Annotated in this window: 12 protein-coding genes; 6 read left to right on the top strand and 6 right to left on the bottom strand. The window is 40.9% G+C overall.

The annotated features are described in order from the left end of the window. The first annotated feature begins 10 nt into the window (after positions 1–10). A complete protein-coding gene (locus ED557_14375; protein RNC79703.1) occupies positions 11–1,342 on the top strand; it encodes a spore coat protein in 1,332 nt (443 codons plus the stop codon). Positions 1,343–1,428: 86 nt separating this feature from the next. On the opposite strand, the gene ED557_14370 is transcribed toward ED557_14375, so the two are convergent. Together ED557_14370 and ED557_14365 are read right to left on the bottom strand one after the other, a co-directional pair. Further along, positions 1,429–3,192: a cation acetate symporter gene (locus ED557_14370; protein ID RNC79702.1), complete on the bottom strand. Its 1,764-nt coding sequence runs from the start codon at positions 3,190–3,192 to the stop codon at positions 1,429–1,431. Then, positions 3,192–3,455 carry a DUF4212 domain-containing protein gene (locus ED557_14365; GenBank protein RNC79701.1) on the bottom strand — a complete coding sequence of 88 codons (264 nt, stop codon included), beginning with the start codon at positions 3,453–3,455 and terminating at the stop codon, positions 3,192–3,194. The genes ED557_14370 and ED557_14365 overlap by 1 nt, the downstream gene beginning before the upstream one ends. Before the next feature lie 152 nt (positions 3,456–3,607). On the opposite strand from ED557_14365, the gene ED557_14360 reads away from it, so the two are divergent. The 4 genes from ED557_14360 to ED557_14345 are packed head-to-tail and all read left to right on the top strand — an operon-like array spanning position 3,608 to position 7,073. Further along, positions 3,608–4,606: a formylglycine-generating enzyme family protein gene (locus tag ED557_14360; protein RNC79700.1), complete on the top strand. Its 999-nt coding sequence runs from the start codon at positions 3,608–3,610 to the stop codon at positions 4,604–4,606. Position 4,607: 1 nt separating this feature from the next. Next, positions 4,608–6,158 carry a DUF4976 domain-containing protein gene (locus ED557_14355; protein RNC79699.1) on the top strand — a complete coding sequence of 517 codons (1,551 nt, stop codon included), beginning with the start codon at positions 4,608–4,610 and terminating at the stop codon, positions 6,156–6,158. A 1-nt stretch (position 6,159) separates the two neighbouring features. Then, the gene (locus ED557_14350) at positions 6,160–6,564 is read left to right on the top strand and encodes an extradiol dioxygenase (protein RNC79698.1); all 405 of its coding nucleotides are present in this window, start codon (positions 6,160–6,162) and stop codon (positions 6,562–6,564) included. Between the two features lie 26 nt (positions 6,565–6,590). Continuing rightward, positions 6,591–7,073, top strand: a complete 483-nt coding sequence (locus ED557_14345; GenBank protein RNC79697.1) for a RidA family protein — start codon at positions 6,591–6,593, stop codon at positions 7,071–7,073. 378 nt (positions 7,074–7,451) lie between these two features. On the opposite strand, the gene ED557_14340 is transcribed toward ED557_14345, so the two are convergent. Further along, positions 7,452–11,105 (bottom strand): vitamin B12-dependent ribonucleotide reductase, encoded by a 3,654-nt coding sequence (locus tag ED557_14340; GenBank protein RNC79696.1) that lies wholly within the window; start codon positions 11,103–11,105, stop codon positions 7,452–7,454. A 588-nt stretch (positions 11,106–11,693) separates the two neighbouring features. Here ED557_14340 and ED557_14335 point away from each other — a divergent pair. Beyond that, positions 11,694–12,449: a DUF3047 domain-containing protein gene (locus ED557_14335; GenBank protein ID RNC79695.1), complete on the top strand. Its 756-nt coding sequence runs from the start codon at positions 11,694–11,696 to the stop codon at positions 12,447–12,449. Between the two features lie 471 nt (positions 12,450–12,920). Here ED557_14335 and ED557_14330 read toward each other — a convergent pair whose 3' ends face one another. From ED557_14330 to ED557_14320, 3 genes are all read right to left on the bottom strand, one after another. Beyond that, a complete protein-coding gene (locus ED557_14330) occupies positions 12,921–13,283 on the bottom strand; it encodes a hypothetical protein (protein ID RNC79694.1) in 363 nt (120 codons plus the stop codon). A gap of 201 nt (positions 13,284–13,484) precedes the next feature. Further along, complete coding sequence (locus ED557_14325; protein ID RNC79693.1) at positions 13,485–13,922, bottom strand: hypothetical protein; 438 nt, start codon at positions 13,920–13,922, stop codon at positions 13,485–13,487. A gap of 4 nt (positions 13,923–13,926) precedes the next feature. Next, the gene (locus ED557_14320; protein RNC79692.1) at positions 13,927–15,351 is read right to left on the bottom strand and encodes a PKD domain-containing protein; all 1,425 of its coding nucleotides are present in this window, start codon (positions 15,349–15,351) and stop codon (positions 13,927–13,929) included. Positions 15,352–15,879: the final 528 nt, after the last annotated feature.

The following is a 15,879-nucleotide window of genomic DNA, read 5'->3' as shown; positions in this document are numbered from 1 at the left end:
GGCCTGAAGAATGAAAAAGCACACCCCACTTTTAATTGCCCTCTTATTATTATTCACATTTTGCGAAAACTCAACCGATAGCGGTTCTTCTGTGGAAGTTGATTTAGATGATGGTACCGCACTTGATCTTTCAGACTGGACTACAGAAACGCATAGCAATGATGTTGATCCAAACTACTCGGTCGTTTTTGAGGAAAATACTCTTAAAAGAATCGATATCACTATCAGCTCAAGTAACTGGGCTGCCATGCAGGCTGATCTTGACGAAAACCTGACTGGCTCCATTGAAGACATTGATTTTACTCCAGTTTGGGTTCCGGCTACTATTAGCTTTGATGGTTTGATTTGGTCTAAAGTAGGAGTCCGGTACAAAGGAAATTCCACTTTATTAAATGCTTCCCGAAGTGGAGGAGATAAATACCCATTCAAGCTCGATTTTGATGAATTTGAAGATGAATTTCCCGAAATAGATGATCAGCGTTTCTATGGATTCAAACAATTGAATTTGGGAAACAATTACTCTGATGACACTTTCATGCGTGAGAAAATTGCGCCAGATTTGTTTCGTGAATTTGGCGTTTCAGCACCCAGAACTGCTTTTTATGCTGTTTATTTAGATCGAGGGAACGGATCAAATTTTATTGGTCTCTATACGCTTGTTGAAGAGGTAGATGATTCGGTACCCGATTCCCAATTTCCTGATGACAATGGTAACCTCTATAAGCCCGATGGAGATGCAGCTTCTTTCGCACTAGGCACTTATGATGAATCTGAATTTGATTTGAAAACTAACGAAGATGAAGCCGATTATTCAGATGTACAAAGCTTTTATGATATACTTCATAGTGATTTAAGAACCTCTGACGAAACCCAATGGAAAGCCGATCTCGAAGGTATTTTTGACGTGGACACTTTTCTCAAATACCTGGCTGTAAATAATGTAATCCAGAATTGGGATACCTATGGCCTGATGACGCACAATTATTTCCTCTACAATGATGAAGGTATATTGACCTGGATTCCATGGGATAATAACGAAGCCTTTCAAGATGGAAAAATGGGCGGCGCTTTAAGTTTAGGAATGGACGAAGTAAGCTCGGATTGGCCTATCATTCGATATATAATAGATATTGAGGAATACGAAACTACGTATATGAACTATGTGCAAGAATTTAATGAAGGAGTATTCGAAAGTTCCACAGTAAATGCCACCCTTTCCAGCTATGAAACTTTGCTTAATGAATATGCTTCTCAGGAATCATCAAGCTTTAGCACTTCTGTAAGCTCTTTACAGAGCTATATCGAAACCCGGAATTCCGTAGCAGCCAGCTTCGTAGAATGACCTAATCAGAAGTGAACATATCGAACATTGAACGTTGAACAAGGAACATCGAACTTCAGCGTTCAAAGTTCACGATTCAATGTTCTTCACTTGGGATATCTGATCTCTTCGACCATTTCCTGGACTTCTTCCGGGGGCTCAGGATAAAATCTTCCAATGGCTAACGAAACGACCAGATTCACTAACATACCCAGCGTTCCTATTCCTTCGGGAGAAATACCAAACCACCAGTTTTCAGGTACATTAAGTTCCGGAAAGGCAATTTTGAAGTAAATGATGTAGGCAAGTGTGAATAATAGCCCGGCTACCATGCCTGCAACTGCCCCTTCCCTGTTCATCTTTTTATAAAAAATTCCCAAAATGATAGCTGGAAAGAACGATGCTGCTGCTAAGCCAAAGGCAATAGCCACAACCTGGGCTACAAAGCCAGGTGGATTAATTCCAAAATATCCCGCAACCACTACCGCAACTGCTGCTGCGATCCGTGCATATCTTAATTCCGCCTTATCAGAAATATTTGGGTTGATTTGCTTCTTTATCAGATCGTGAGAAACAGCGGTAGAAATTACTAATAGCAAACCAGCAGCCGTAGAAAGTGCAGCCGCCAGTCCTCCTGCAGCTACAAGAGCAGCCACCCAGTTGGGGAGTCCTGCTATTTCAGGATTTGCAAGCACCATAATATCACGATCTACATAGAGTTCGTTCTCTGAGCTTGTAACTTCATTGCCAAATAAAGGCTCGCCTACTTCCCCTCGTTTAACCTCTCCATTTTCTTTTAGAAGCTCTGGTACGCCAACGATTGCAGCACCGGGTTTGTAATCAATCAGACCATCCTCATCTTTATCTACCCAGGCTAAAAGACCAGTTTCTTCCCAAGTATCGAACCAAGGAGGCATCTGTTCATAAGGTTGCTCGCTAACCGTTTCTATCAAATTGGTTCTGGCAAATACAGCAATTGCGGGAGCAGTGGTATAAAGTATGGCGATAAAAATAAGGGCATATCCTACTGATACACGAGCATCTTTTACTTTTGGAACCGTGAAGAACCGAACGATCACGTGCGGCAAGCCTGCTGTTCCAACCATCAAAGCTACGGTGATAAAAAACACATCCTGCATACTCTTGGTCCCTGAAGTGTATTCGGAAAACCCAAGCTCGGTATGCAGTTGATCCAGCTTATCTAAAAGGAATACTCCTGAGCCATCATTAAGGGTTGAACCAAACCCAAGTTGGGGAATAGGGCTCCCAGTTAGCTGCATCGAGATAAAGAAGGCAGGAACCATAAAAGCAAAAATGAGCACACAGTATTGAGCTACTTGGGTGTAAGTAATACCCTTCATTCCTCCCAAAACCGCATAGAAGAAAACGATGGTCATTCCAATAACCACACCCCAAAAGATTTCAACTTCCAGGAACTTGGAGAATACCAGGCCAACACCCCTCATCTGCCCGGCCACATAGGTAAACGAAACGATCAAAGCACAGATGACGGCTACGGTACGGGCGATATCCGAGTAGTATCGGTCGCCGATGAAGTCAGGTACAGTAAACTTTCCAAACTTTCTTAGATAAGGAGCCAAAAGCAGTGCAAGTAGTACATAACCTCCAGTCCATCCCATTAAGTAAACAGCTCCATCATAACCCATAAATGAAATAAGGCCTGCCATAGATAGAAAAGAAGCAGCTGACATCCAATCAGCAGCTGTAGCCATTCCATTGGTTAGTGGCTTTACTGATCCTTCTGCTACATAAAATTCACTAGTTGATGCAGCCTTACTCCATATTGCAATACCGATATACAACGCGAAGGTAATCCCTACAATGATATAGGTCCAAACTTGAACATCCATCAGGCATCCTCCTCGCTTACTCCATACTCCTTATCGAGGCGGTTCATCAGAAACACATACACAAAAATCAGAATTACGAAGGTATAAATAGATCCCTGTTGTGCAAACCAGAATCCAAGTTTAAATCCTCCAACTCGTATTGCATTTAATTCTGGTGCTAATAGAATTCCAAAACCGTAAGAAACCACAAACCATATAGTGAGCAGTATCCCCAGGTATCTTAGGTTTTTTTTCCAGTAACCTTTTAAGTCTTTGTCTGACATTCATTATCTCCATTTGATATAGCTTGAGCCAGGAAAAGCTTTAAACTCAAGTTGGAGAATAGTATGCGGCTTTTAAGCGACTTGTTCAAGGTAGCTTTACATGAGAAAATCTTTCACTTGGCAGATGCCCAAAGATTTCTTTATTTCGACGTATGAGACTACTAATTCTGGCGCTCGGCTTTATTCTTTATTCGTGCTCTTCAGCCGAAAAAAATGAAGGAATTCCTGAATCAAACCCGGAGGGTATGGTTTGGATAGCAGGCGGCTCATTTAATATGGGAGGAGATGATCTGCAGGCAAAGCCGGATGAACTCCCTCTTCACCAGGTTTCGGTAAGTGGTTTTTGGATGGATATTCATGAAGTGACCAACGCTCAATTTGAGGAATTTGCAAATGCTACCGGGTACCTAACCGTAGCAGAACGTACACCTGATTGGGAAGAACTCAAAAAACAACTCCCCCTTGGTACTCCCAAACCTCCTGATTCTGTTCTGGTTCCTGCTTCATTAGTATTTGAAAAAGATTTTGTTGAAAAAAAATTACCTACCTGGAACTGGGTTCCTGGAGCTAATTGGAGACAACCGCTAGGCCCTGAGAGCACTAATGAGGGACAAGAAAATTACCCTGTCATTCATATAGCCTGGGAAGATGCACAAGCTTATGCCGATTGGGCTGGAAAACGATTACCTACTGAAGCTGAGTGGGAATATGCAGCCCGTGGGGGTGTATTTGAAACCCAATCAACTCGAAAGCAAGCAGCTATAGCAGCGAACATTTGGCATGGTACCTTCCCTTATTCGAATTCAGAAGATGATGGACATTATTATTCTGCGCCTGTAAAGAGTTTTGAACCCAACATTCTTGGCCTTTACGATATGGCGGGAAATGTTTGGGAATGGACGCAAGACTGGTACGATCCCAACTATTATAAAATTTCAAATGGAGCCGAAAATCCTGTTGGCCCTGATAAAGGATTTGATCCCTTTGAACCAACCATTCCAAAAAAAGTGGTACGTGGCGGTTCCTTTTTATGCCACGAAAGTTACTGTGCGGGATACCGGGTATCTGCAAGGATGAGATCGAGCCCTGATACCGGATTACTACATACCGGATTTCGACTGGTAAAAGATTATACACCCAACGATTCATAACATGAAATACACAAGCCCTCTTATTCTCTTTATTTGCTTTCTCTTGAGTTGTACCTCTCTCACTGAAACCGAAAGCCAACTTGATTTTGAAACAATCCCCGATACTCAAAAAAAGAATATCGTTTTCATTTTATCTGATGATCACCGTTTTGACTTCATGGGGTTCACAGGTAAAGTACCCTGGTTAAAAACTCCGGCTATGGATCGTATGGCAGAGGAAGGTGCCTACTTCCCAAATGCATACGTAACCACTGCCCTATGCTCACCAAGCCGGGCTTCTATACTAACCGGTTTGTATTCTCATTCTCATACCGTTGTAGACAACCAGGCCCCAGATCCGGGAAACCTTACTTTTTTCCCTGAATACCTTCAACAGCATGGATATAGCACCGGGTATTTTGGCAAATGGCATATGGGCGATGAAAATGATGAACCCCGCCCCGGTTTCGATCATTGGGTAAGCTTTCGTGGCCAGGGAGTGTATTATAACCCAACCTTGAATATTAATGGTGATCGGGTCGAGTATGGAGATTCCACCTATATCACAGACTTATTAACCGAACTCTCAGTGGAATGGCTAAATGAGCAATCAACTGATGAGCCATTCTTTATGTATTTATCGCACAAAGCAGTACATGCCGAATTCATGCCTGCTCAAAGGCACCTAGGTACTTATGCGAATGAGGAACTGATATATCCGCCAAGCTTTAATGCTCCCAAATATGGAATCCCTAACCTACCTACTGCCCAGTATACAGGAACTCCATTAGAGGGGGAAGAATATTATGGAGACGGTCGTCTTCCTGATTGGGTAAAAAATCAACGAGAATCCTGGCATGGCGTGGACTATATGTATCATGGGCAGATGGATTTCGAGACCTTCTACAAAAATTATACGGAAAGCTTGCTAGCTGTTGATGAAAGTATAGCAGCAGTTATGGACGCTCTTGAAGCCAAAGGAATCCTGGATGAAACACTCATTATCTACATGGGTGACAATGGCTTTTCATTTGGAGAACATGGGTTAATTGATAAACGCCATTTTTATGAGGAATCGGCGAAGGTTCCTTTCCTTGTCCGCTATCCTGAAGTATTAGAGGGCGGTCAAGTAATCGAAGAAATGGTTCAAAACATTGATGTAGGACCTACTTTTTTGGAGTTAGCCGGAATTAAAACACCGGAACATATGCATGGAAGATCAATACTTCCCATACTGGCCGGAAATACTCCCGATGATTGGAGAGATCGCATTTTCTATGAGTATTACTGGGAATATGACTTTCCTCATACGCCAACTATTCATGGGGTTCGCACCGATCGCTATAAGTATATCCGCTACCACGGAGTTTGGGATACCAATGAATTTTACGATCTACAGGAAGATCCATTTGAAATGAACAACCTGATTGACAGTCCTGAACACCAGGAAATCATTGAAGAACTCGCAGGTGAAATCTATACCTGGCTGGAAGAGACAGATGGAATGCAGATTCCTTTAAAACGAACTATCAAGCACCGTTGGGGTGATCAACGCAATATTGGAGTGTACTAAAATGAAGAATACTGCCTGGCTAAACTTACCCATTAAAGAAGTAAAACGTTCTAAGGACTTCTTTCAAAAGCTTGGAGCTTCATTCGTAGAAAATGAAACCGAAACTATGTTCGGTATTTACCTCGGTGGAAATAACATTCAGATCATGATGTTTACTCACCCGGAGTTCGAACAATTTACCCAAGCAGAGGTCATTGATGCTTCTTCTTCCGCAGAGATGTTGATTTCAATGGAAGCATCTTCAAGAGAAGAAGTGGATGAAATGGCAACAAAGGTTAAGGAAGCTGGAGGACAAGTCCAGGGGCCTGATTTATGGGGAGGCTGGATGTATGGAATCCTTTTTCAGGATTTGGATGGGCACCGATGGAATATGGCTTATATGGACTGGAATAAGATGCCTAAGTAACATCAAAGATTCTTTTATTTGAAGCTATGAAACTACCAATCCTAAAATCATCCCTCTTTATTCTACTGGGCCTATTAAGTCTGAACTGTACTCAATCTGAAAAAAAAGAACGAGTAGAGATCAAACATCTTGATTCGGGTAAGATTCTCCCTGAGGAAGCTGATCTACCCTTCTCTGAAGCTGTGTTGGTTGACAACACCTTATACCTCTCCGGCCAAATTGGGATTATACCAGGAACGTTAACCCTGGTTGAAGGAGGCATAGGAGCCGAATCTAAACAAGTGATGGAGAACATAAAGACAACTCTTGAGGCTCATGATTTCAATATGAATGATATTCTTAAATGCACCATTATGATCGATGATATCTCCCAATGGAGCTCCTTTAATGAGATCTATAAAACCTATTTCGAAGAGCCTTATCCTGCACGTAGCGCTTTTGGAGCAGATGGATTAGCTCTTGGCGCTGCTATTGAGGTTGAATGCATAGCGGTTTTAAAGTCCGATTAAACACTTCTTCTTTTTTACAATCTCTCTCCAGATGCTTTATGGGAACGATACTCAGAGAATTTCTGGCGGGATTTTAGAAAAGTGACTAATGAGTATTAACCATCCAAAGAAGTCATCCTGAACTCGTTTCAGGATCTTACGGAAGGGCGTTGATTAATCGTTATTCCAATAATTGATTCGTGGGCTTTACAAAGATGCCGAAACGCGTTCGGCATGACCTTAAATAAAAAACCCCAACCGGCTTTCCACCAATTGGGGTTTATCCTGTTTCTCCATGAAAGAAACTCTTAAACACTTTTGCGAGCGAAGCGAAGCAATCTCAGTTTCAGGTACTCTGAGATTGCTTCGGCAAAATGCCTCGCAAACGGTGCTTTTTATTTAACTGCAGCCTGAGGTAGAGCCACAAGTAATACACTTCATACATGTGCCATTGCGTACCATCGTCATGCTTCCGCATTCAGGGCATGCATCACCTGTATAACCTAATTGCTTTGCTTTCTCATAATCACTTTCGTAGCTACTTGCCTTTTCTGCTTTCACAGCCTGAACCGTTGCTTGTGTTTCAGTGATTACCTGTTCAACTACTTCCGGAATCTTAGCCTCTGCCGGTGCTGGAGGCGCAGCAGGTGCTGGCACTGGTGCCGGAGTTGCTATGGCAGCAGCAGTAGCCGTTGCATCTTCCATTGGGCGTAGATCACGAGTATGAATTTGATCAGCTGGCACGTGAGCCAAATCTTCTCTTCCAAGATACGTAACTGCTAATTCACGGAAGATGTAATCGATTACCGATGTACTCATCTTCACATGTGGGTTACCATTTACCATACCGCTTGGCTCAAACTTGGTGAATACAAAGGCATCCACAAATTCCTCTAGTGGCACTCCGTGCTGAAGACCTAAAGAGATAGAAATAGCGAAACAGTTCAGTAAGCTTCGGAAAGCAGCGCCTTCTCGGTGCATATCAATAAAGATCTCACCAAGCTGACCGTTTTCGTATTCGCCTGTTCTTAGATAAACGCTTTGTCCACCTATTTTCACTTTTTGAGTATATCCTTCACGCCGGAAAGGAAGTCTCTGACGACGAGCTACATATTTGTGAATGATGCGCTCTGCAATCTCAACTACCTGATCCTGAGCTTTGGCAACTACTGGATCTGCAGGTGTTTCTTCTTCCTCATCCAGTTCTTCAAACACATCTGCCATACTATTCAATGGCTGGCTAAGCTTAGAACCATCACGATAAAGAGCATTTGCTTTCAACATCATTTCCCATGAAAGCATATAAGCGTCTTTCATGTCTTCCACTGTTGCTTCATTTGGAAGGTTAATGGTTTTGGAAATTGCTCCTGATAGGAATGGCTGTGCAGCCGCCATCATCTTGATATGACCTTCTGCGGAGATATAACGGGTTCCGATTCGTCCGCACTTATTCGCACAATCAAAAACTGCAAGGTGCTCATCTTTTAGATGAGGGGCACCTTCTACGGTCATGGTTCCGCAAACATAATCATTGGCTTCCTGGATTTGCTCCTTACTAAATCCTAAATGTTTAAGCATATCAAAGGTAAAGTCAGATAACTGCTCTTCCGTAATCCCAAGTACTTCTTTGCAGAAGTCTTCACCTAATGTGAAGTGGTTGAACGCAAATTTAATATCGAAACTGCTAGGTAAGCCTGCTTCAATTGCTTCCAGCTTCTCATCGGTAAAGCCTTTCGCCTTCAGAGATTCCGGGTTGATATGCGGACAGCCTTCCAGTGTGGCATGACCTTTTGCATAATTGATAATCGCTTCAGCTTCTTTGGGAGTATATCCTAATGTCTTTAATGCTCTTGGTACACTCTGGTTGATTATCTTGAAGTATCCGCCACCCGCAAGTTTCTTAAACTTCACAAGTGCGAAATCTGGCTCAACACCAGTTGTATCACAGTCCATTACCAGGCCAATAGTACCTGTAGGAGCAAGTACCGTTACCTGTGCATTTCTATATCCATTCTTTTCACCCAGCTCAACGGCTGCATCTGAAGTTTCTTTGGCTGCACTAAGAAGGTAATCAGGGCAAATTGATGCATCGATACCTAAAGGCTTAACAGTCAGGCCTTCATATTCTTTTGGTGCTGCATTATAAGCTGCACGTCTATGATTACGCATTACACGAAGCATGTGCTCCTTATTACGCTCATATCCTTCAAAGGCACCTAACTCACCAGCCAGCTCTGCGCTTGTTTCATAGGCTTTCATATGCATAATTGCTGTAAGTGCTCCGGCAATTGCTACCCCTTCAGCACTATCATAAGGAATCCCTTGTACCATAAGCGCAGCACCAATATTGGCATAACCTAGCCCAAGAGTTCTGAATACATAAGAAAGCTCTGCGATTTCTTTAGATGGGAATTGAGCCATGAGAACAGAAATCTCAAGAACGGTGGTCCAGATTCTGGAAGCATAACGAAGAGACTCTACATCAAAGGTGGTGCATTCTTCATCGGTGAAGTACTTCATTAAGTTCAATGAAGCAAGATTACATGCTGTGTTATCCAGGAACATGTATTCAGAACATGGGTTACTTGCTCTGATTTCTCCATCTTCAGGACACGTATGCCATTCGTTGATGGTATCATGGTACTGTGTACCCGGATCAGCTGAAGCCCACGCAGCATATGCGATTTGATCCCACATTTCCTGTGCTTCAAGCGTTTTGCAAGGTTTAGGCTCGCGACCTTCTTTTTCTGCTGTTTCCTTTTCTACCCTCCAATACAGATTCCATTCAGAATTATCTTTAACAGCTTTCATGAACGCGTTAGGAACACGAACAGAGTTATTCGAGTTTTGACCGGCTACAGTAGCATATGCTTCTGAATTCCAGTCTGTATCATACGTTTCGAATTCAAGATCCTTATATCCCTGAGCTGCAAGCTGGATTACCCGCTCTATATAATTGAGAGGAACCTGGTCACGCTTAGCCTGACGAATTACTTTTCCAAGCTCCTTATTCTTGAGCGGGTCACGGCTCATTGCTCCGTTAAAAGTTCTTCCTTCAATTTCTACCGGAGTATGGCAAAGGCGGATAATATCCTTAAGATGCTTTTGAGTCATTTTTGAGCCAGCAACAAGTGCAGCTACTTTTTGCTCCTCTTTCACCTTCCAGTTGATATATTCTTCAATATCAGGATGGTCGAGATCAAGAGTAACCATTTTAGCAGCACGTCGAGTGGTACCACCAGATTTAATAGCTCCCGCAGCTCGATCTCCAATTTTAAGGAAACTCATTAATCCGGAAGATTTTCCTCCCCCACTGAGTGGTTCATTCGCACCACGGATAGAAGAAAAATTACTTCCGGTACCTGAACCATACTTAAACAAACGTGCTTCACGCACCCATAAGTCCATGATTCCTCCCTCATTCACCAAATCATCATCCACACTTTGGATAAAACAAGCGTGAGGTTGAGGATGCGTATAAGAATCTTTTGATCGAGTAAGTTTCCCAGTTTTCGCATCTACATAATGATGACCTTGAGCAGGCCCGTTAATTCCATAGGCCCAGTTCAATCCTGTATTGAACCACTGTGGGCTGTTAGGAGCTGCCATTTGATTAGCAAGCATGTAGCAAAGTTCATCATAGAAAATCTTGGCATCTTCTTCGGTATCAAAATAATCATGCTTCCATCCCCAGTATGTCCAGCACCCAGCCAGGCGACTAAATACCTGCCTACTATCAACCTCATGAGAAAAGCGCTTTTCCTCAGAGAGATTTTTTAATTCCTTTTCATCCGCTACAGAACGCTGAAGCCAGCCGGGCACTCCTTTTTCAGATACCTTTTTAAGAGCGGCAGGTACGCCTGCTTTCCTGAAGTATTTCTGTGCAATAATATCAGTTGCAACTTGAGACCATGACTCAGGTACTTCCACGTTCTCCATAAAGAATACTTGTGAGCCGTCCGGGTTTTTAATTTCTGAGGTTCTCTTGACAAAATTCATCCCGTCATAGGGAGTAGACCATTCAGGATTTGTATAAAAGCGAGTAAACTTCATTGGCGTAATACTGTAGATTTCGTGTTAGTCTTTCGTGGATTTAATACCGTCAACCCCTCGAGAATTCAAGCTGATTCTCCTAAAGAAGTGCCCTCAAATATATAGGCAGGCAAGTAGGCTAACAAATTAAATCTGGACTTTTTTTCCACAAAAAGTATTACTTATCCACATTAACTAATATTTAAATTTAATAAAGATTGGTTAACGTTATTTTAATTATATGAATTACTATTTTATCGATTTAAAAAAATATTGAACAGCCAATAAAAATTACGTTAAAACATTAATAAAAGCATGTTTATTAAGTCAAGGCCTTGAAAAGTTATCCACATTAAATTCTTTTCAAACTTAATTTAGATAATATTTATTCATAAATTTCATTTGTTATTTTTTAGTATAAATGATAAATAATATGATTTATATTCCTTTTTTTTGTATTGATATTTTTTGGGTTTCGGACAGATTTTTCACAGCAAACCTATCCCCTATCCCTGTAGCCTTAAGAAAAAAAGTTTAACATTTTTATCACAAAGCCCTTTTCGAGAAACTAAAAGTGAAATAGCCCAGTTACTGATCAAAAAAAATAAGATGAAATTTCTAAAGAGCTTTATCTGGTTAGCGTTTGTTTTTGCTACCACTGCTTCTTTTGCATTTTCTCAAGATGCAATATCTATCCCGGTTACTGAATTCAACCCGGAACAACTAGAGGAGTATGTGGAAAATCCTAAGTGGTCAATTCTATCTCTTCCCCGAAGAGATAAAACAACCTACACCCTTGTTGAGATGAACGATCGTACAGCTATTAAGGGAGAAAGTAAGAACAGTGCCTCTGGCCTTATATATAAGGTAGATATAGATCCTAACGAATATCCAATTATAGAATGGAGCTGGAAAGTAGATGATGTACTAGAACAAGGGAACTACAAAACAAAAGATGGGGATGACTATGCAGCCAGAATTTATATCACCTTTGATTATAGCAAACGAAAGTTAAAATTCGGTGACCGGGTCAAATATGAAGCCATACGAACTTTTACCAGGTATAAAATTCCGCTCCGGGCTCTTAACTATGTATGGGCAAATAAAGCCGAGACAGAAACCATTGCTCCCAACGCATATACAAATTGGGTATATATGGTAGCCGTACAATCCGGAAAAAATGAAAGTGGCGATTGGAAATTTGAATCCAGAAATATAGTGGAGGATTACAAAGCAGCTTTTGGCGAAGAACCTCCAAGAATTTCAGGAGTAGCTATTATGACCGATTCCGATAATACAAAGGCGGAAAGTAAAGGGTATTATGGTGATATCGTGTTTAGAAGCCTGCCCCTGAACGATAACTGATCTTACAAGAGGAGGGAAATTACTGTGCAAACTCTTCGCTTCATCAATAGCGCTGAAGTTCCTACTGATTCTGTAGCTCTACTGCGGCACCCAAATTGGAGCTCTGCTCCAACCATTAGCCTTCATATACCATAATTGGATACAGAGGCCTTTCAAGTCTTGGATTTGAAAGTGAATGCGGAAACCTTTTAAAGCCATTCAGTAGCCCCAAACAAACAAAAGTCCCAGCGTCCGTGGGTGTTGCACAACATTGAAATTATCTGCGTCGGTATAGAGGTGTCTAAAGTGGGGGTAATAATCGCAAAATGTCCCGTAGTAGAGCTAAGTTTTCCCTTCCGTCACGGAGCAGAGCTCCGTAACTAGGTTAAAGGGATAGTAATCATCGCAGCCGAATACATTTCCATCTACATCTACACTGGTTCTTATCGTACCCAGATGAACATGTGTCAGTACAGTTATGAAGAAAACTTCTTATTCAATAATATTCTCTGACTCTTTACCTTCATTTGTAAAAACTAACTTTTCATATATCACAAACAAGTTAGCTCCAAGATAAATTATAAGTCCAATGAATTTATCTGAATGTTTATAAAGCATATCATATGACCAATTTGCAAATGCAATTTTATCCATTATAATAAAAGACGGGTATTCTAAAGTCTTTTCAATAAGTATCATTGCAACAAACAAAACTATGAATATCGAATTGACGATAAGATTATATACTATAAGTTTCCTTCTTTCTTTAAAGAAAAAGCCAATAATAATCATCAGAATAAATACACCTAGTATTATTTTCCCATCATAAAGAAACCTCAAAATTTCTAATCTCATTTTATTGTCCTCCTTTCATTGCATTTATGAAAACTCTGATCTTCGTTACAGTTTGGGTATATAAATCATATACATCATGATGACCTTCTAATACTTTCATGCTTTCCTCTACCAGAATCGTAGTTAATAAAACATGTGAAAGTTCATACATAGCTGTATTCTTCGATTGTCCAAAAGAAATCAGGCTCTACCCATTAACATTTAGAATTGATTTACCACTTCAATTATTTCATCTGTTTCTTCGTCATATTTAATCGCTAAATGCCACGCAATTGATATAAATGAGGTAATAATATCTTTTGAATTATCTTCATATAGCTTTTTACCTTTGATATCCTTGCTGAATAGGATCACTTTTAGATTTTTTGGGTTAACTGTGGAGTCAGGAGTCAAATCATATTTGGAATAATAATCTTCTTCAATTACAAACCAAGTATCGTCTTCTAGAGGGAATAATCCGTTTGAAAGAAAAATCTCTTCAAACTTTTTCACATTTTCACCTGCAATTGAAAGCTCAACACCATTAATATCTTTCATTTTCAATCTATCATTATCGATAGTAATTGAGTTTTTACAACTAAATAAAGAAAACATGGAAAAGTAGATTACGAACTTGAGTATTCCTTTTTCTAATTTCATTATTTCACCTATATCTTTTGATTGCTTCTTCTAAGAATCGATTACCTTGAAAGAAGGATTCTCTGCTCCCAAGAAAACTGGACCTACCTTGTGCTGAAAAATGACTTACTCCTCTTTGTCCTAATATAAAACCCTGCATGTTAAATTTTCTTGCTGTAGCAAGATCCGTATCAGATGGAGCATTTCCTCCAGCTACGATATTTCCATTTACATTCCATCCTGGGTGTGTATGTATAAATGCAATTACATGACGGTCTCTATAGGTTGTATTGCTTCCGTCGTAATTCGGCAGATAAAAACTACCACTTCTCGAAGTATTACCATATGTAGCGGGATTGAAAATTACCAAACTAAAATTACCGTTTTCATCCTCGAGAAGATATGCAGCCAACTCTACAGCAACACCTTCTTCTTTACCTGGATGAGATAGTAACCACATTAGTTGCAAGCCAAAAGTAATTAGATCACCTTCAAAATATTCCATCTCTCCAAAATATGGATTAGGCCCAAATTCGGGTACAGTTTGTTGACTAGGTACTTCAGAACTCTCAGGAGTATCGTTTTCAATCGAACTTGATTGAGATGATTGATTACTACCAGTTTGGCCATTTTTATTTTTTTCTACTAGTGTTCGTAGCCCATCAACTATGGCTTGATTGTCTGCCTGTGCTTTGGCTTCAGGACTAGCATAAATCTCTCCATCCTGCCCACAAAAGGTTACATAGGAAGAACCACACGAACTCATTCCGGTTGGGTCGGTGTAGTTGAGGGGGTTATTTCCTACATAGGTGTACGAGGAGGAGAACTCCATTAACGGATCCATTTGGTTGAAGCGGCCTAGGAGTGGATCATAACCCCGGGCATTCATGTGTACCATCGTCAGGCTGGCTTCGTCGTCCTGCTCATGCCCGGTGAATTTGTAATCATCATTTGGGTTGGAGGAGTTATTGGAGCGCCCGTCCATTTGTAGCCCAAAGGGATAGTAATCATCGTAGCCTAGTACATTCCCATCTACATCTACACTGGTGCGCACATTACCAATGTGATCTTTAAGGAAGTACACCCGCTGCGGGCGTTTGATGGTTACCGTAATGCTTGTGGTATTGGTTAGGCTAATGTTGTTCCACACTTTTAATGAGACGGTATAACTTTGCTCATGTACATTGGCAGGTAAGTTAAAGGTGTGGGTTTTTGTGGGACCGGTATACGTACTCCCTTCAATGGTCCATTGGTAGGTGGTGATATATCCACTACAGTTGTTTGGCGTACTGGTTTCCCCGGAAAATACAATCTCGGTGCCGTCTCTAAAGCTAAGCCCGGAAGGAGTATTGGTAATGGTTGCCGTGGGGGCAAAGTAGCATTCTTCGGTAGCAACAACCAGGGAAATTGAAAGAAGGCTAAGCAAGGTACTTACTAATATCTTTTTCATTGCTTGCCTCCCGTACTATCAGCGGAAGCGGGTGCCGGGCTTCTTTTTCCTGTTCCCTTTTTTCTTCTACATAGAGTACTCATAACTGTTAGTCAACTGAATTGTTAGTTTTTCTTCTTAATTGACGTGACGGATAGCCTAATCTATCCATGAATAGGTACACAAAAGCTTGACTGATTTTCCTGCTTGTACCTATCCTTGTAGTTAGAACTGCGAATGTGTAGTGACTCCTTTTACACTATGTTTGTTCTCTAACCCTTGTCGCATCATTAAGATGTGTATTACAAGAGATAGATACAACCTAATTGTAATGATTGTCATAATGGTAAATTATTGGTCTTCATGATGTTAAAAATGCTGAATGTTGATTCTCAGTTGAGGGTGAGTAGACTAAAAGTAGCTACAAGAATTTTTCATTCTTGCGCATATATTTGACTATTAGGTACAAACTTGAGCTTCATACCATGTATTCAAAGATCGAATGTACCCAATCCGAAATTTCTTCTTAACTACTTTTAGCAGCATCGC

This window comes from Balneola sp., assembly GCA_003712055.1.
In the GTDB taxonomy this organism is placed as follows: Bacteria; Bacteroidota; Rhodothermia; order Balneolales; family Balneolaceae; genus RHLJ01.
Note: the sequence above shows the minus strand (reverse complement) of the source record. Positions and strands in the feature narration are given on the sequence as shown.